This is a genomic window from Mesorhizobium sp. 1B3, from assembly GCF_050958605.1.
Classification (GTDB): Bacteria; Pseudomonadota; Alphaproteobacteria; order Rhizobiales; family Rhizobiaceae.
In genome coordinates this window covers 495,472-513,132 of sequence record NZ_JBJHDO010000005.1, presented here as the reverse complement: position 1 = coordinate 513,132, position 17,661 = coordinate 495,472, and the positions used below count along the sequence as shown (strand labels likewise).

At 59.4% G+C, this 17,661-nt stretch carries 10 protein-coding genes and 4 pseudogenes; 5 read left to right on the top strand and 9 right to left on the bottom strand.

What is annotated here, in order from left to right:
• Positions 1-61: 61 nt before the first annotated feature.
• Positions 62-1,186: a M20 family metallopeptidase gene (locus tag ACCO56_RS17115; protein ID WP_433641987.1), complete on the bottom strand. Its 1,125-nt coding sequence runs from the start codon at positions 1,184-1,186 to the stop codon at positions 62-64.
• A 984-nt stretch (positions 1,187-2,170) separates the two neighbouring features.
• Here ACCO56_RS17115 and ACCO56_RS17110 point away from each other — a divergent pair.
• Together ACCO56_RS17110 and ACCO56_RS17105 are read left to right on the top strand one after the other, a co-directional pair.
• A pseudogene (locus tag ACCO56_RS17110) lies at positions 2,171-2,782 on the top strand (transposase); the annotation flags it as partial.
• Positions 2,761-2,870 (top strand): annotated as a pseudogene (locus ACCO56_RS17105) (OB-fold nucleic acid binding domain-containing protein); the annotation flags it as partial. The pseudogenes ACCO56_RS17110 and ACCO56_RS17105, both read left to right, overlap by 22 nt.
• A gap of 9 nt (positions 2,871-2,879) precedes the next feature.
• Here ACCO56_RS17105 and ACCO56_RS17100 read toward each other — a convergent pair.
• From ACCO56_RS17100 to ACCO56_RS17075, 6 genes are all read right to left on the bottom strand, one after another.
• Positions 2,880-4,238 (bottom strand): GntR family transcriptional regulator, encoded by a 1,359-nt coding sequence (locus tag ACCO56_RS17100; RefSeq protein WP_433641985.1) that lies wholly within the window; start codon positions 4,236-4,238, stop codon positions 2,880-2,882.
• A gap of 33 nt (positions 4,239-4,271) precedes the next feature.
• On the bottom strand, positions 4,272-5,726 hold the full coding sequence (locus ACCO56_RS17095; RefSeq protein ID WP_433641984.1) for an amidohydrolase family protein: 1,455 nt from the start codon (positions 5,724-5,726) through the stop codon (positions 4,272-4,274).
• A 25-nt stretch (positions 5,727-5,751) separates the two neighbouring features.
• A complete protein-coding gene (locus ACCO56_RS17090; RefSeq protein ID WP_433641982.1) occupies positions 5,752-6,831 on the bottom strand; it encodes an ABC transporter ATP-binding protein in 1,080 nt (359 codons plus the stop codon).
• Between the two features lie 156 nt (positions 6,832-6,987).
• Positions 6,988-8,139 carry an ABC transporter substrate-binding protein gene (locus ACCO56_RS17085; protein ID WP_433641981.1) on the bottom strand — a complete coding sequence of 384 codons (1,152 nt, stop codon included), beginning with the start codon at positions 8,137-8,139 and terminating at the stop codon, positions 6,988-6,990.
• 26 nt (positions 8,140-8,165) lie between these two features.
• Positions 8,166-8,999, bottom strand: coding sequence for an ABC transporter permease (locus tag ACCO56_RS17080; RefSeq protein WP_433641980.1), 834 nt, complete (start codon positions 8,997-8,999; stop codon positions 8,166-8,168).
• Complete coding sequence (locus ACCO56_RS17075; RefSeq protein ID WP_433641979.1) at positions 8,996-9,856, bottom strand: ABC transporter permease; 861 nt, start codon at positions 9,854-9,856, stop codon at positions 8,996-8,998. Before ACCO56_RS17075 ends, ACCO56_RS17080 begins: the two co-directional genes overlap by 4 nt.
• Before the next feature lie 217 nt (positions 9,857-10,073).
• Between ACCO56_RS17075 and ACCO56_RS17070 the strand changes: the two genes are divergently transcribed.
• Together ACCO56_RS17070 and ACCO56_RS17065 are read left to right on the top strand one after the other, a co-directional pair.
• Positions 10,074-11,327, top strand: coding sequence for a M20/M25/M40 family metallo-hydrolase (locus tag ACCO56_RS17070; protein ID WP_433641978.1), 1,254 nt, complete (start codon positions 10,074-10,076; stop codon positions 11,325-11,327).
• 167 nt (positions 11,328-11,494) lie between these two features.
• The gene (locus ACCO56_RS17065; RefSeq protein WP_433642031.1) at positions 11,495-13,882 is read left to right on the top strand and encodes a xanthine dehydrogenase family protein molybdopterin-binding subunit; all 2,388 of its coding nucleotides are present in this window, start codon (positions 11,495-11,497) and stop codon (positions 13,880-13,882) included.
• A 294-nt stretch (positions 13,883-14,176) separates the two neighbouring features.
• Here the strand turns inward: ACCO56_RS17065 and ACCO56_RS17060 are convergent.
• Together ACCO56_RS17060 and ACCO56_RS17055 are read right to left on the bottom strand one after the other, a co-directional pair.
• A pseudogene (locus ACCO56_RS17060) lies at positions 14,177-14,672 on the bottom strand (IS30 family transposase); the annotation flags it as partial.
• 319 nt (positions 14,673-14,991) lie between these two features.
• A pseudogene (locus ACCO56_RS17055) lies at positions 14,992-16,119 on the bottom strand (helix-turn-helix domain-containing protein).
• A 578-nt stretch (positions 16,120-16,697) separates the two neighbouring features.
• On the opposite strand from ACCO56_RS17055, the gene ACCO56_RS17050 reads away from it, so the two are divergent.
• Positions 16,698-17,390 carry a transposase gene (locus ACCO56_RS17050; RefSeq protein ID WP_433641977.1) on the top strand — a complete coding sequence of 231 codons (693 nt, stop codon included), beginning with the start codon at positions 16,698-16,700 and terminating at the stop codon, positions 17,388-17,390.
• Positions 17,391-17,661: the final 271 nt, after the last annotated feature.

Sequence of the window (17,661 nt, the reverse complement as noted above, 5' to 3'; positions counted from 1 at the left end):
AGGGGGTGGATCTGAGGCGCCGGTCCTGTTTTTCAGTATCGGCGCGGAACGTCCTCCCGCCTCATTCGGGAGAGCGCAGAAAACGATGGGCCATAGCCGTATAGATGCGGCGAGCGGCCAGATAATCAGAGAGGTCGAGGCTTTCATCGGTCTGGTGCGCCTCGCCGGGGTTGCCGGGGCCCAGTATCAGGATGTCGGCGCCGAGGGACTGCAGAACCGAGCCGTCGGTGAAATAGCTGGCGCCTCCGGCTTCTGCGGTATGCATGCCCAGTTCCTGCCTGACGTCCAAGGCCGCGCGAACGATCGCGCTGTCGGCTGGAGTATCGAGCGCCGGCAGGGAGTTGATACTCTCGACGACGATCTTTCCGCCCTCATATTCGGTCTCGATCTCACGCGCGATGGCTCGTATCGCCTTAAGAATCTCGTCATGGCTTTGCCCCGGCAGGGTGCGCATGTCGAATTCCGCGATTGCACGATCGGGGATGACATTGACCTGCGTGCCACCCTGCAGGCGGGTAAGGCAGATCGTTGGCTGACCTAAAAGCGGGTCGTATGCGGCAAGGACGTCAAGCTCGAGCAGCCTTTCCCGGAAGCGAACAACCATTTCCAGTGCGTTGAGCCCCATCTGCGGCATGGAGCCATGGCTTGTGCGCCCGGTTGCGGTGAACGACAGCCACAGCGCACCCTTGTGGCTGCGCACCGCTCGGTTGGAGGTCGGTTCGGCGATGATCATCGCGTCGAATGGAGCGAGGCTGCCGTCGCCGGCCATCAGCCTAGCCCCTTCGGAGCCGGTCTCCTCGCCATAGGTCACGGCCAGCGAAAGCCGCCCCGACCAGTTTTCATTGGCGTGCATGTCGAGCAAGCTGGCAGTAAGGGCGGCGAGGCCCCCCTTCATATCCGAACTGCCGCGTCCGTAGATTCGCCCGCCCTCGATGGCTCCGCCGAATGGCGGTTTTTGCCATTCGCGGTCGCCGAGTGGTACCGTGTCGCAATGTCCGCAAAAGACCAGATGGGGACCCGGACGGCCGCTGTCGAGGCTTGCGATCAGATTGGCGCGCCCTTCGTCCCCCGGTATTTTCCTGGAAGCAATGCCTTGTCCGGCCAGGTAGCGGGAGAGTTCGGTAACAAATCCTGCCTCCCTGGCCTGCTGCGCCGTCGTGTCGTGACGCAGCATCCACTGCAGCAATGCCGTACAATCATCATCGGATAAGCTGCCCGGCCGGATGGCCGAAGGCGAACCGTCTTGTGTGGCAGGTTCTAGGCGCGATTGAAGCACGATCGTTACCTCGCTGGTAACAACAGCGTAGTCACTCTCGCCGGCTCCTGTCCATTGTGTGATTATACATTATAACTATCAGAAATTGTATAACCCAACATAGAAGGCAGAGCTGGAATGGGTCCAGGGATTGCTGGTCGTCCTTGGCGTCAAAATTGCGATCTTCGGAACGCGGCCGATTTCCAGACATAACTTTTGGCTGCAGCGTAAACATGGCCGTCATCTTGACCTTGAATGGTGCGGGGCTGTTTCCAGGTCTTGGCGAGCGGCCGCAGACTAGATCTGGAGCGAACAACACTAGCGAGGTAGCCTTCGTCGCTCTGCAAACCGAGACTCGATGCCAGCTACAGCCATCGATGGCCTTCTTCACCGGGGCCGATGTGACGAGATGGATGAGGTCACAGTCGCGGCCACGCCGAACTATTCGATGATGGTTCGATCGAGATCACGTTCGCCGATCACAACGGCGACGAGACCATTCTCGAGGCCACGAGCAATATTCTTTCAATAGCCTGCTAAAAGGTGCATTCGGAAAGGCCCCCCGCGCTGACGATCGCCGCGCCAAAAGAACGGGCACGATCCTTCCCGAGCTAATCGCTGCTCTTGCGCACAGTTTCGACAACGACCCGGCGGGGAGGGGCCTCTGGCCCGCGATCAGTGGGGCCAGAGGCCCGTCCGCGTCAGGCGCAGCGCGCTGTCCCTTTGTCTGCCAGCCGCGACTGGTTGATGCCGCTCGTCCTCCTCGCTCGATGTCCAAGGGGTCGAGATAGGGTTCTGTCGCAAATCTTTAGCTGGGACATGAACAGCCAAATCAGCTCGCCTCGCTGATCATGCTCCCGCAGCCGAGGTGAGACTTCTCAGAGCTATGTTAGGCCTTGAGTATGTCGAACGCCTGTCCACTATCTACGCTGGCTTCAGGAACAGCGGTTCGATCATCCCGCGCATCAGATCGCACTCCAGGAGATGGTCGAGGCGGTGCGCGTCTCGAAAGAGCGGGTCGAGCGGCTGGAGCGTGTGACCGAAGAGTTCGTCCCGGCCTGGTCGCTGGCACCGTTCGTGTGGGCGCTTCAGACATTGCGTGGGGTAGATCTGATTGTGGCCGTGACGTTCGTCACCGAAGTCGGCGACGCCAGCCGGTTCGAAAGTCCGCGCCAGCTCATGGGATATCTCGGTCTGGTTCCCGGCGAGCGCTCAACCGGGGAGACAGTCCGGCGCAGCGGCATCACAAAGGCAGGCAACGGTCGGGTTCGTCACATGTTGGTCGAGAGCGCCTGGACCTGTCGACATACACCCAAGGTCGGGAAGGCGAAGCTATACCGCTTGGAACAGGCGCCACCGAAGGTGCGAGAGATCGCCTGGAAGGCGCAGTCCCGCCTCACAGCCCGCTACCGCATGCTAAGCGCTCGAGGCAAACGGACAACGGTGGTCTGCACCGCGATCGCCCGTGAACTGGTCGGCTTCATGTGGGCGGTCGTAAAGGAGGCGCGCGTGACGGCAAATGGCTGAAGGCGGCTGGTCTGGTCCTGGTGCGCAAGATGCAAGGCTCCGCCAAGGGAGTTATTTTATCACCATCGAGGATGAGACCGGCATCGCCATCTCGGCTTTATTTATAGATGCATCTTAAACTCTTTCGAATAGCATGAGCGCTTTCGGCGATAAACCGTAGAGCACCCAGACCAGCTTCCAGTGGGTTGCCGTCAATGATGGCTTGCAGTACCTCGACCTGAGCATGCGCGACATCAAGGTCCGAAGTCGTTTGATGACGGAAATAGAGGGCTCGAGCTAAAGTATGTATCGGTGTGATGGCATCGGCGAGATAGATGCTTCCCGCAGCCTCTATGAGCAGCGACTTCATCTCCAGATCGAGACGCATGATCGTCGCATTGTCATTTCTGTTGGCTGCTTCAAGCCAAGGTTCCATTACGCTATGCAGCCCTCGCCGCTGCATTGCATTCGCACGTTCTGCTGCTCGGCGGCACAGCAACGCCTCTAAGGGGCGGCGGGCCTGCACCAGAGTTTCAAGGTCCAGAGATTCAAAGTCGGTAACGTGTACGCCTTTGCGGGGGATGATTGTAACAAGGTGATGCGATGCGAGTTTCTGCAACGCTTCCCTTATCGGCGTGCGACCGAGGCCAAGCTCCTCTCCTAGTCGTCCTTCGGTAAGCAGCTCGTTCTCTGTATACTGACGGGTGATGATGCGGTGCTCGATCACCTGGAACGCCTGAGAGGAAAGGCTCGAACCATCGCTATGGAAGATATGAGCGGCCCGCTTTTGATCAACCTTTGGGCCTCCCATCGTTTTCGCCCGCTGGCGTAGCCGATGGGCGAAGCTTTCGATGGCATTTACGAAGGCGTCATGGGTGTCGCGTGCCGCACCCTCGTCTCCTTGTGCAATATGCTCCATCAACCTAGCCTGCGCGAGTGCGACTTGCGGCAACGGCTTGCGTGCCTGCGCGAAATAGAAGCGCCTTGACAGTGCGTGCAGCGGGCGGATCGCAGACAGCAGGAGCGTGTTGTTACATGCAGCGGCCTCAATGAGCTTGAAGCGCCGGTCTATCTCAATTGCTTTGTAGATGCTACCCTCGTCGACCGCCTCACGCATCTCCTTCGCCAGCCCGAGCAGTGAGTGGCGGTGTTGCCTACACGCGACCTTCGCCATGATCGTGACGATCTCACGCTCGACCTCCCGGCGGATCGGTAGGGTATCAAGATACTCCTCAGGGCCGAGGCGACTGACAACCGCGCCCCTGCGGGGAACAATCGTCACCAAGCGGTCGCGCGCGAGACGTTGAAGCGCCTCGCGCACCGGAGTGCGACCAATGCCGATCATCTGACTCAAAAGGACTTCGGAAAGGAGAGCGCCCGGAGGTATCTCTCCCTGGATCATCATCCGCTCGACTATATTGTACGCTTGCCGAGAAAGGGAGCCTGTTGGCTCGGCAAACTCCGACTCGTCATCCATGTCGCTCAGCTGAGGCTCCTGAACTCCCCTCCGTCACCCAGCGGATGAAATGGTCTCGTAGGTCAACGGAGCGACTTCCAACGCGGTCCTGCGCTTGCGGTCACGGTTGGGGATATCGGCAGTTACGTCAGCCTGAATCAACGCGACTTCGTCTGCAATTGCCTGATGATCCACCGTCAGCACCTTACCGTCTGCGACAACTTTTTTTCCGGCGATATAGACATCCTTAACCGCCCGATCGCAAGCACTGAAGAGCAGACTGCGCAACGGATCGTATAACGGTAGCATCATCGGATGGGTCACGTCGATCGCCACGATGTCGGCCTTCCCACCGACTTCAAGGCGGCCAATGTCGTCGCGGAGAAGGGCGCGGGCGCCGCCGGTGGTCGCAGCGTCGAAGACGTCGGCGGTTCGCGCCGAGAACATGTGCTGGTCCGTGACGCGTGACAGTATCGCGGCTTCCCGCATTTCCTCTAGCATGTTGTGAGGATGGCAGTCGGTACCTATCCCGACATTGATTCCGGCTTTACGATACGCGCCGAAGCTCTCGAGAGTGACGCCGACCCGGCTGAGCACGACCGGACAATGCGATATCGATGCACCGGAACGCGCCAGTATGCCGATGTCCTCGCGCGTGTGCCAGTGGATCCAGGAATGATGATCAAGGATGGCACTATGGCCAATAATCGTCGCGGGACCGAGAACGCCGAGCTTCTCCAGCCACTGGATGGGGGTAAGGCCGGTCCGGCGGGTCATTTCGTGGAACTCAATGACCGACATGCCCGCGTGCAGATGATAGGGCCAGCCGCGGTCGAGCGCGAGCTCATACGACTGACGCAACAGCTCCGGAGTGCACGCATCCACTGACATCGGCGACACCATTGGGGACAAGAGCCCACTTGGATGCGCGGCAATCTGGTCAAGGAGGGCGAGTGCGTTCTTGTAGTCTGCGGTGCCCCCGTCCGGTGCCCAGCGATATTCCAACTGATGGTCGGAAATCACGACGATTTTGGCAGAATCAAACAGTGGTGACAGGGATGCGCGAATACCGGTCTCAGCCACTGCGTCTATCCAGCCGGGATATGGATAAGACATGTCGACATAGGTCGTGACGCCACTCAGCAACAGCTCGCAGATCGCGAGCCGCGTGGTCTGGGCGCGGCGGTCGATCGGAGGCATGAAAAGCCCCCAACCCTCATAGAGACCGCTGAAGAAGAAGTTGGGGTTGCCCAATTCTTCACGGATGCCCCGGAATGTCGGCATTGATGCCGAATGATTGTGAATGTCGACGAGTCCCGGCATGAGGCATAACCCCGCGCCCGGTATCTCCTCGTCGCAATGACCCTCGAATTTACCGGGACCGACGTGGATGATCGTACCGTCGCGGTAAGCCAGGTCCGCATTGCGGAAATAGCAATGTTTGCTGTTGCGCTCGTCCCAACCGATGATCCAATCGGCGCTGCGGAAGCAAATAGTCTTACCACTCACTCTCGAAATCCTTTGTTAGAATCGGTCAACCGGCAGATATGATTGCGCAGGCCCTTGGAGGGATGGACACGAAGACGCGCGCGCCGGGTGCGAGGACATCATCAGCTTCTCCCGCAGTCGCATAAGTCAGCCGGATCACGGCCTTGAATTTGATGCCATTGCTCTCGACGAGATAGTGGGCGTCATCGCCAAGATAACTCGCGTCGATAACGGTACCCTCGAAGCCGTTGCGCTCGGGTCTTCCGGAGTCCGCTGATTTGGCGAGCAGTTCCACATCGGAACCCCTGATGACAAGATCAGCCCGGTGGCCGGCCTTCGGGATCGCCTGCTCCCTCGGACCACCAGATATGCCGAGCAGCGACGTGCCGTTGTCGACCCTTACCAGCCAGTGCCCCGATCCATCAGCGGCGGTCTCGACCACGGTGCAGGGAAGCACATTCGCCTGGCCCAGGAATCCGGCGACGAAGCGGTTCTGCGGGAAGCGATAGACAGCCTTCGGATCGCCGACCTGCTGCACGTTACCCTGGTTCATCACCACGATCTCATCGGACATAGCCAAGGCTTCCTGCTGGTCATGGGTGACCAGAATGGTGGTGACGCCCAGCGCCTTCTGTATAAGCTTGATCTCGACCCGCATCTCCTCGCGCAGATTTGCGTCAAGCGCGGAAAGCGGTTCATCGAGCAAAAGGACGTCCGGCTCGAAGACGACGGCGCGTGCCAATGCCACGCGCTGCTGCTGGCCGCCCGAAAGCTGGTTTGGATAACGCTGTTCAATTCCCGGGAGCCGAACCATGTCGAGCGCCTGACGCACTTTCTGCATCGCTGAGGCTTTGTCGATGCCGCGGTGCTTCAAACCGAAGGCGATGTTCTCACCGATCGTCTTGTGAGGAAACAGCGCGTAGTTCTGGAAGACCAGTCCGATGTTGCGCTTGTGGATAGGGACTTTGCCAACGGGACGCCCCTTGATCTTGATCTCGCCGGTGGAGACCGTCTCCAAACCCGCGATCAGTCGAAGGAGCGTCGTCTTTCCGCAGCCAGATGGCCCCAGAAGGCTGGTGAGCGATCCTTCGCGCAAGGAGAGGCTGACGCTTCGAACGGCAGCCACAGTTCCGAAGGATTTGCTGACCGCATCCAACTGCACGGCCGCGGGGCGCTGACCGGCGGCAGTCGCTTGTGAGAGCGGTGCATTCCCCCCACCGCTGCGGGGGGAAGCCGGGATTGCACCGGATAATGACGTCTCCATAGACGCCGTATTCATTGCTTAAAAGCCCTTTTCGATACGCGAGTACATCTGCTTCCAATCACGCTCGTACTTCGTCCAATAGTTCGGATCGGAGAAGGCGAAGTGCGACAGCGTGCCGGTCGGATCAAAATTCGGAAAACTCTTGATCTTGTCCGACATTGCGACCTTTGTCGGGTCCATTGGCGGTGGGTAGAGTTGTGCCTCCGACACGATCATCATGACTTCCGGATCGAGGACGAAGTTGAGAAACTGCTCGCACGCCTCTATGGGCGCGCCCTTGACGACGAGGAGGTCCGACGCCCAGCAATAGCCCTTCGAATACTCGACGTACCCGATGTCAGGATTGCGCTCCATCAGTCCAGCGGCACGACCGGACCAGATGTCGGAAGCATGAACTTCCTCATTGGCAAGGAGTTCGGTCGATTCAGCGCCCGACCCCCAGTATTTCTTCACCAGGGCGCGGTTCTCGCGGATCTTCTCCCAGACAGCTTCAAGGTCCTCGATGTTGTTGGGATCCTGTTTGGTCTGGAGCGCCGCCGCCCACATCCTGGTCTGGAAGTCGTTGTGACCGCTGAGCTTGCCTTTGAGACCCGGCTCGATGAGCAGCATCTCGCGCTGCGATTCGGCCTGCTCTTTGGAAATGTACTTCTTGTTATAGGCGATCGCAGTGTTGCCATAGCTGAACGGAACGGCCGACAAGCCTTCTGGCGTGACCTTTCGGAACGGCTCCACCAGAGCAGTCATGGCGTGCTTGAGATTGGGGATGTTTGCTTCATTGAGAACGACGCCGAAACCCGCGTCAGCCCAGCGCTTGTACCAGGCGATGCCAGCCGAATTGATGATGTTGTAGTCGCCTGGACGACCCACTCGCGCCTGTGTGAGTACTTCCTCCTCGAGACCGAAGGTGCCTTCCACAACCTTGATCTTGGATGCCTTCTCGAAAGCGGTGAATGCGGTCCGCCGAAGCTCGTCCTGCACCGTGCCGCCCCAGCCATGGAACTTGAGCTCGCTGACAGCCGCCTGAGCAAAGGCACGCAACGGGCCGCCGGCAACTCCAAGTGCAAGGCCCGTCAGCCCGACCAGGCTCAAAAATGCCCGCCTGTCGAGATCGCCTGACTGATGGCGCTGCTTGAATTCCTCAAGCCTTCTCACCTCGACTATTTCTTTCATTGCATTTCTCCCATTGCTTGTTGTTTTCATTCGTCTTCTGGCGTGGTCTTCACCTGTTGCGCGAGGCGGCTCGACACGGCGCCTGCCAGCAGCGACAGCCCCACGGTCACGGCGACCATGACCGTTCCGAGCGCGTTGATCTCGGGACTGACGGAATCCTTCAGCATCGCGAATATCTGGGTGGGAACGGTCTCGACCCCCGAGGGACGCCAGAACAGGGATGCGGTTAGATTGTCGAACGAGATCGTGAAGCTGAAAAGAATGGCGGCGAACATCGCCGGCAGGCTGAGCGGCAAGGTGATCTCGCGAAATACACTGAATGCGGATGCCCCGAGACTGGACGCCGCTTCCTCAAACGATCGGCCGAGCCCGGCAAGTCTCGCCTGCAGTACGAGAAGGGCAAAGGGAAGCGTTATGAGAATATGCCCTGCCAACAGCAGGAGGAAGGTCTTCGGAAGATCGAGCGCCCGCAGCAGCAGCAGCAGGCCAACCGCAAGGACGGTTTCAGGTATCAGCAGGGGGGCGATTGCGAGGAGGCCGATCATCTTGCTGCCATCGACGCGATGGCGCACGAGGGCGAGTGCCGCAAGCATGGCGACAAGCGTGCCAATGAGCGATGTGAGAACGCCCAGCGTTGCCGATGTGACGAAAGCACCGACGATGGCCTCGTTCTGCACGAGCTTGCTGAACCACCGGAAGGAAAGGCCCGTGAAGGGAAAACCGCCATAATCCGCAGCGTTGAAGGAGAGGACAACGACGACGATGATCGGTGCGAACATGAAAATATAGACAAGCGCAGTCAGCGCCGTCAGCACGCGCCAACCCCACGAAGGGCGTTGCTCGGTCTCGGGGCCGCTCATGCCAAGCCTCGCGTCAGGCGCTCGAGGCCGAAGTAGCGGTTGTAGATCAGGATGGATCCCCCAAGAATGAACAGTAGCGCGAAAGCCAGCGTCGAACCCATCGGCCAGTTGATCTCGATCATCACTGTGCTGAAGATCAGATTGCCGAACAGGAAATCATCCGGCCCGCCAAGGATGATCGGTGTCACGTAGGAGCCTGCGGAAAGAACAAAGGTGAGCAGCGCGCCTGTGGCCACGCCTGGCATGGCGAGGGGCAGTGTCACTTCGCGGAAAGCACCGAATGCGGTCGCACCCAGCGTTCGGGCCACGGCGACGAGGTTTCTATCGCTGGCTTCGATTGCCACGAAGATATTGAGGATGGTGAAGGGGAGCATGAAATGCACCAACCCCATGATCACCGCAGCCTCGGTATAGAGCATCTCGACAGGCTCGCTGATCACACCGAGCCACATCAGAATGGTGTTGATCGCACCACGCGCGCCAAGCACGTAAATCCAGGACATGGTGCGGATTACGAAGCTGATCCAGAACGGCAGCAGCAGAAGCAGCATCAAGAGCCAACGCCGTTCCGACCGGCTTGAGGCGATCACGTAGGCGGGCACGAAGCCGACGACGACACAGATCACCGTGGTGATTACGGCGACGCGCGCCGTCTTCCATAACGCATAATGATAATAGGGATCAGTGAGCAGCGCCCACCAGTTGCGAAGCCCCAGATCGGCCTCGTCTACGCCGATGTCGACCGAGAGAAAGAGCGTGTACACGGCCATTATGGTCAATGGTGCAACGAGCAGGCCGACAAGCAGCATCAATGCCGGCGACAGCAAGAACCAAGGCTTCAAGACGGTTGCGCTCAATGCGTTACGTGTCCTATGTCGAAGTTAGTAACATATCAGATTGCTACTTGCACACAACGTTGCACGCTGGATCTTGGCTTGTCAATCGGCGTCAAATTCTCATCACTATACTAAGTTTGGCACGAATGCCCCGACGTGGGGCTGTACATTTGTTTTTCGTAGCCGTATCACCTGATATGTCAGAGCACCGTACGGTGACCAGTCGAGGAGGTGGGCTTTGGAACTTCGTGAACAGGTACTCTCCTGGATCAAGGATGATGAAGCAGAACTGGTCGCGTTCCTTAGGGAATTCGTCCAAGCAGCTTCGCCAAATCCGCCGGGTGACACGCGGCAGGCCATGTCGCTGGTCACATCTTTCCTCGAGACGGAAGGACTACCGTTCCGCGAGGTGACTGCGCAGCCGCACTTACCCAATATCCATGCGAGTTTCGAAGGTGGGAGGCCGGGACGCCATCTTCTCCTCAATGGCCATGTCGATGTGTTTCCCGTCGGCAATGCAGCCGCGTGGGATCGAGATCCGTGGAGCGGCGCTCTGGCCGACGGCCGGGTGTTCGGTCGCGGATCGGCCGACATGAAAGGCGGCACGACGGCCGCCCTCTTTGCTTACCGATATCTGCATAGGTTGCGAGATTGTCTCAGCGGAAAGCTCACGCTGATGGTGGTGTCCGACGAGGAGACAGGAGGGACGCTCGGCTCGAAGCATCTCATCGATACGCTCGCTGACGAAGTGATCGGGGATTGTCTCCTGTCAGGCGAGCCTGGCGGTGTGACAACGATACGGTTTGCCGAGAAGGGCATCCTTCAGTTCGTCGTCGATATACGTACGCGCGGCGCACACGGACCTTATGCACACCTCAGTCCGAGCGCGATCCGGATCGCAGGGCGCATCATGGACGAACTCGACGCTGTGAAAGACCTGAAGCCTGATCTTCCACAAGCCCTTGCGAGGAGGATCACCGGCGCGGAGGCGCGATTAATTATCGACGAGACTATGGGAAGCGGGACGGCTGACGTGATTGCGGCCGTGTCGATGAATGTCGGCGTCATAAGGGGCGGCTCGAAGGTCAACATGGTCGCATCGGATTGTTCGATGGAGGTCGACATCCGGGTACCTGTCGGCGTCGATCGGGACCGCGTCCTGGAAATGGTTCGGCAGATCATCGCCCGCAATCCCGGTGCAGAGATCCGGGACGTGTTCGGAGGGCCGCCGCTCTATTCCGATCCCGAACACGTGATGGCAAACATCATCTCCGCCAATGTCAGGCAGCTCGGCCATGTCGATCCGATCCGTATCCCTATGCTTGCCGCCTCCGATTGTCGGCTCTGGCGTGAGAAGGGCGTGCCTGCTTTCGTATATGGCACGTCGCCGCGAAATGTCAGTGCGCCCAACGAATCGGTGCTCGTTGAAGAGTTCCTGCATGTGGTGCGGGTGCATACTCTCTCGGCCCTCGACTACCTTCAGCAAAGCTAAGCCGGAAAAGGGCGCGGAACGTGCAGCTCAAGATACCTCTCGGCTCGCGGGCGGATGATGAAGTGGCTCGCGAAGAGTTCGCTGATGGCTACACTCCTGCCCGGGTCGTGGAGGCCGAACGCAGCGCGACCACCGGTGTCGGCGCAAGCGTGAAACGCAGCGAGGATATGCGGTTCATCACCGGACAGGGACGTTATGTGGATGACCTCAAGCTTCACCGGCCATGGCGCGCAGTCTTCGTGCGCTCCCCCCATGCGCACGCGCGGATTCTGCGCGTCGATGTCGCCGAGGCACTGCGGGCTCCGGGTGTGATCGCGGTTTTCCGAGGCAGCGACCTGCTCGATTCCGGCGTGGGGAGCATTCCTTGCGCATGGTTTTTGCGGAGCAAGGACGGCTCTCCGATGGTGGAGCCGCCACGCTATCCACTTGCCGTTGACAAGGTCCGGCATGTCGGCGACCCCTTGGCCGTGGTCATTGCCGAAACGGCGCTGCAGGCGCGCGACGCGGCCGAATGTATCGTCGTCGACTATGAGGAACTTCCGGCTGTGACACGTGGCGTGGACGCGATGAAGGATCACGCTCCGCTTGTCTGGGAGCAGGCGGCAGGGAACATATGCTGTGATTGGGAGATCGGCGATTCCACGGCGGTCGAGGCGGCATTCGCGCGCGCCGCCCACGTCACCAGGATCGGCCTGACGAATAACCGGCTGGTGGCAAATCCGATGGAGCCGAGAACGGCGGTCGCATCCTACGACGCGGGCAGCGACGCATTCGTGCTATATACGACAAGCCAGAATCCGCACCAAGTGCGTTCGGTTCTATGCAACTCCGTTCTCAAGATACCGGAGACGAGGTTACGCGTTGTCTCGCCTGATGTGGGCGGAGGATTTGGCACAAAGGCGTCCATTTATCCCGAAGAAGCAGTGTTAGCCTGGGCAGCGCGCGCCTTGCGAGGAACGGTGCGTTGGACGAACGACCGCTCCGAGGGTTTCCTGACCGATGTACAGGGCCGGGACCACGAGACCTGCGCGGAGCTCGCGCTTGACGAGAACGGGGTCTTCATCGGCCTGCGCGTGCGGACAATCGCCAATGTTGGAGCGTATCTCTCGAGCGGGTCGACGGCGATCCCCACCTATTACTACGCGCCGCTGCTTTCGGGCCCGTACAGGACGCACGCGATCTACTGCAATGTGACCGTGTGTTTCAGCAACACGACCAGTGTCGACGCTTATCGCGGGGCGGGAAGGCCAGAAGCGACCTACGTGCTTGAGCGCCTGATCGAAAAGGCCGCGCGGGAGATGGCGATCGACCGCGTCGAACTGCGCAGACGCAATTTCATCCGGGCGGAGGAGTTTCCCTATAAGACGCCTCTCGGCTTGGAGTATGATTCCGGCGATCACGAGAAAACGCTCGAACTCGCGCTGGAAGCAGCCGACTGGTCAGGCTTCGAGGCGCGCCGAGAAGCGTCCCGGCAGCGCGGAATGCTGCGCGGCATCGGGCTATCGACCTATGTGGAGATCGCAGGGGGTACGCCCTCGAAAATGGTTGGGCTTGTCGGTGGCCGCGGCGGCCGTTCGGAGGCAGCTCAGATTCGCATTCATCCGAGCGGCGACGTCACGGTCTTCAGTGGCACCCACAGCCATGGTCAAGGGCACGAGACGACATATGCGCAGATCGTGGCGGAGCGCCTGGGCGTGCCGCTCGACGGGATCAAGATCGTCCAGGGTGACACAGACCAACTTCCTTACGGACGAGGCACCATCGCGTCTCGTTCTCTGGTGGTCGGTGGATCGGCAATCGTGGCTGGGCTCGACAAGATCGTGTCGAAAGCGAGCAAGATCGCCGCGCATCTGCTTGAAGCCGCACCAGACGATGTTGAATTCGAAGCGGGGGAGTTCCGGGTCAGCGGTACCGACCGGATACGTACCTTCAAGGATGTCGCGCGCGCAGCCTACCAGCTCCACGACTATCCGATCGACGCGTTGGAACCGGGGCTTGACGAGACCGCGTTCTACGACCCCAAGAACTGGACCTTTCCGGGGGGATGCCATGTCTGCGAACTCGAGATCGATCCTGAGACGGGTGTCGTAACCATCGAACGCATCATTGCCGCCGACGACGTTGGTCGCGTCATAAATCCGATGATCGTCGAAGGACAGATTCACGGCGGTCTGGCGCAGGGTGTTGGTCAGGCGATCTTCGAAAGTTGTGCGTTTGACGAGAGCGGGCAGCCGCTTACCGGTTCGTTCATGGACTATGCCATGCCCCGAGCTAGCGACATGCCAAATTTTACGGTGTTGACACACGGGACAGACTGCAACCACAATCCGCTCAAGGCAAAAGGGTGTGCCGAAGTGGGTTCCGTCGGTGTGCCGCCGGCCATCATCAATGCGCTGTTGGATGCCCTTCACGAGAAGGGTGTCGACTCCCTGGAAATGCCGGCTACACCGTTCGCGATCTGGAAGGCGCTCAACCAAGCGGAAGCTTCACACTCGGCCAGAAACAACCGCGCGCCGCTCGACAGCAAGCAAAATCAATCCTCGGAGAAAGGCTGACGATGCAATACTTTTCCGCCCGTGTTCGCCCGCGCTGTGTTCATCTTGGCTACGACGCGACGGGCCAGTTGGTCATCAGCAAATAGAGAAAAAGGACATCATAGAGAAAATCATCAGACTCGATCGGATATTGTCCTTCGCAGAGGATCACCTCTTCGTCTCCTGCCCGCACGACACGGTGCAGGTATGGGATTATGAAGGTGATTTGGCCATTGTGAAGAACCATCTGAGAGAAGCTGGTTTACTGGTTCGCTAAGGTGCTCAGCGCTGATGAAGAAATAATCCCTCATATTGGGGAAGGGGATCCAGTGCATTGATCAGCCCTTCCATGATCGGTCGTGACTGGCGGTCGTTGTTGCGCAGGAAGATGGTGAAGCGGCTGACGCGTTCGACCAGCGAGGTGACATTCGCCTTGCCGAACTTCTTTCGGAATTGGATCAGATCGCATTCCCAGTGGCCGAGCTGCTTTCTGTCCCGAACGACGTCGGGACGGTGCAAAATGCTCAATTCCGGGCTGAACCGCCGGCCGTGGCGGCGTCTGGCGTGCCGTGGCCGGCGTCGGGCGCGGCTCTCCGGCAGATAGCGCCACAGCTTGAGCTCCTGACCATCGATAGCCGCTCAGCTCCGGCATCTCGGCCTCCTCGAACTCGTTCCGCGCGATCTCGCGGAAAATCGTCGAGCGATGGCGTCCGAGCTTCTCGGCAATGACGTCAAAGGCGACGCCGGCCTGACGCCAGCGTTCGATCTTGCGGCGTTCGTCCAAATCGAGCTGGGAGTAGGTGCGTTTCACGGGCGATTCCTTGCATGCGATAAGCTTTTGATATCGCTGCAAAGTCGCACTTCAAGAAGAGATAGAACGCACCCTGCTACATGTTTGTTCAAAGCAATTTTAGAGATGAGGCAGCTTTGGCAACGTAGAAATGCGACGGAGACGATGTTTCCCACAAAGTAGAAATGTCGCTGCGAGGTTCGATTGGCTGCGACGCGAGTCCCCGACCGGGCGGCGCTGGTCGGGGTTGCAGAGCCCGGTCGGGGGCGATCCAGCCAGGCTCCTGGGCTTTAGCTTCGGGAGCCCGCTAGAGACAAAGGAAGAGCAGGGGCGGCCCGGATCACTCGGCCGCCTCCATTCTCGCCAGGGCCGTTTCCCGCCGCGCAATGACGGCGGGGGTCGTTCATGAAATCCGTTCTGCGCCCGGGCTTGCGGCCGCGCTTTGGGTAGCCGTTGCTCCCACTGCCATCGGGAATCCCGAACATGTGGTCGGTCTGGCCGGTGCGCCGCGGGCCATGCTGACTGCGCGTCAGCTCCCGGCGGGCCTGCATCTCGGCCACCATGGCAAGCGCTTCATCCAGGCGCTTGTTCTCGACCACCTCGGCTCTGTGAACCGATCGCAGCTTGTCGAAGGTTCTGTAGGGCAGGGAGGTGCTGCCCTCCATGATCTCGAGCCGGCCATCGGGGTAGTCGCAGACGACCACCTTCTTGCCGGCCAGGCGCTTCGCAAAGTCGCTCGGATCGGTGCAAAATGCTCAATTCCGGGCTGAACCGCTGGCCGTGGCGGCGTCTGGCGTGCCGCGGCCGGCGTCGGGCGCGGCTCTCCGGCAATAGGCAAAGCGGTAGATCGTTTCGTGGCAGACGCGGACGCTGCTTCTTTCATAAGCCGATCGACCGGCGATTCGAAGTAGCTGAACGTGCTCTCCGACTTCACGAAGCGCAATTGCTGAAGCTTGCCCGTCGCGTCGTCAATGAAGACGAGCAGGGTGCATGGATCGCCCCGCTCCTCGAACCAGCGATGCTCGCTGCCGTCGATCTGAACGAGTTCACCATAGGCTTCGCGGCGCCAACGCGGTTGATGGAAAGTCCGGCGCTGCTTGCGCGACAGCCAGAGTCCGGCCTCCGCCATCCATTTACGTAGTGTCTCGCGCGACACGGCCACGCCGTGGTTCGACGCCAGTTTCTCAGTTGCTAAGGTCGGCCCGAAATCGATGTAATGTTCGCGAACGAGGCTGACGGCGAAGTCCCGGATGCTATCGGCTAGCCCATTGTTCGGATGCCGACCGCGTGCCTTGTGGCGTAGCGCTGCCGCTCCATCGAACGCGAACCTCTTCAGCAGCCGCTGAACCTGTCGAGGCGTCAGGCCAAGAACATGCGCCGCCGTCACGGTTCGCAGTCGACCCTCCATGACCTTCGACAACACCTCGATACGCTGCAGTTCGCGCTCGCTCATCAAAACCAGTCCCAACTCGCAATCTCCCACGTCATCCAAAGACGGGAGAGACTGGCACTACGTCCGCAGAAACGACATTCCTGCTTTGCAGAAGCGCGACATTTCAGCTTTGCGCCTACACGTTAGCGCCGCATAACATATCTTATGGAACTGCTCGGCCAGCAGAGAGTGCTTTGTAGGATAGTGCTTTTAGGAACAGCAATCTGGGACAAGCTTACTGGCACAATGAGTTCCCTCTCCATGGAACGAATGAAATTGTTGCGTGACAATTGAAGACAAACCATTTCGCTCCTATTTGCGAAGTGCGTCGGACGTTCTCCTCCCATTGCGCCCGACGCGTTCCCCTCTGGAGGTTTTGACCTTCACATTTTGGCCGAGCCTTTGGGTTCGGCCATTTTTTCCGATATTACCCTCTCAGCAGTCACAGCTCGAGATGCCCGGCCAACTCAATCGCAATCGATCCGCGGCAAAGGTGCGGTGATCGATGAGGGCGCCGTGGCAACGGTATGGGGACTTGCTTTTCGCCAATCTCATCCGATAAGGCTCGGCGACACCGCGACCTGGTGTGCAATCAGTTCATGATGGAAGAGCCTATGAGGCGACAAACTCGACCGTTTACCGTGGAAGTCAAACAGAAGCGCGGTAGTCAAAAACGAAATCGTTCGATCTGGGGAGATATCGACTTGTCAGGTCTCGCCGCCGAGACGGCAGAAGAACTTGAGAAGAACGATCCGTCGAACGCTCAGCTTATTGACTCCAGTCTTCTGCCGATCGATGCTGAGTCCACTGAAAACCCAAGTGGGGAGCATCTAATGGCCGACCCTCAAGAAGCAGAGTCAGTGCAAACTACCACCGGCGTACCGGCCAAAGCGGAGGTATCTGAACCGAAGAAGAAGGCCCCGCGCCCGAGGAAGGCAAAGACTCAGCCCAAGAAGTCTGCCGAAAGCGATGTCGCCAAACAGGCGACTAAAGCCGCCGGAGCTTCCACGGCCACAACCCGAACCGGACGCAAGGTTTACTCCGAAAAGGAACGGGCTCAGAAGCTTGGCCAGATCGAGCAATCAATTGGCCGCGGCTCGAGCATCAAGAGCGCCGTGGGTCAGGCCGGGATATCGGAACAGACCTACTATCAGTGGAAGAAGGCCGCTGCCCCCTCGCCTTCACAGGGCGACGACTTGAAGGATCTCCTGGCACTCGAGGAAGAAAACGCGCGACTGAAGAAGCTCCTCGCCGAACGGCTGCGCAAGGAGAATGCCGAACTCAAGAAGAAGCTCGGCCTGGATTGATCCCAACTCACCTGCGGTGCCAAGGTCGTTTGCGAGTCTAATGGGCGGTACATGCCCCAATGATGGTCAACTGTCGCATACTTTTGGGTAAGCGGACCACGGCATGGGAGGCGACTCAGCAACGGGGAGCGCGCCATGTTCAAGGGGCGTCATCTTGACCAGTCGGTGCTGTGCGTGCACTGACACCTAGCCTACAATCTCAGAGAACGAGAGAGGCTTTCCCTCGGTCCGTTGACGAAGAAAGCATCATGACCAGCAAATCCCGGCCTCA

Excerpts from the sequence above, each read along its gene's own strand:
- ACCO56_RS17100 (WP_433641985.1), bottom strand. The coding sequence starts at position 4,238 with ATGGATGACGAGTCGGAGTTTGCCGAGCCAACAGGCTCCCTTTCTCGG.
- ACCO56_RS17085 (WP_433641981.1), bottom strand. The coding sequence starts at position 8,139 with ATGAAAGAAATAGTCGAGGTGAGAAGGCTTGAGGAATTCAAGCAGCGC.
- ACCO56_RS17080 (WP_433641980.1), bottom strand. The coding sequence starts at position 8,999 with ATGAGCGGCCCCGAGACCGAGCAACGCCCTTCGTGGGGTTGGCGCGTG.
- ACCO56_RS17065 (WP_433642031.1), top strand. The coding sequence starts at position 11,495 with ATGCGGTTCATCACCGGACAGGGACGTTATGTGGATGACCTCAAGCTT.
- ACCO56_RS17050 (WP_433641977.1), top strand. The coding sequence starts at position 16,698 with ATGAGGCGACAAACTCGACCGTTTACCGTGGAAGTCAAACAGAAGCGC.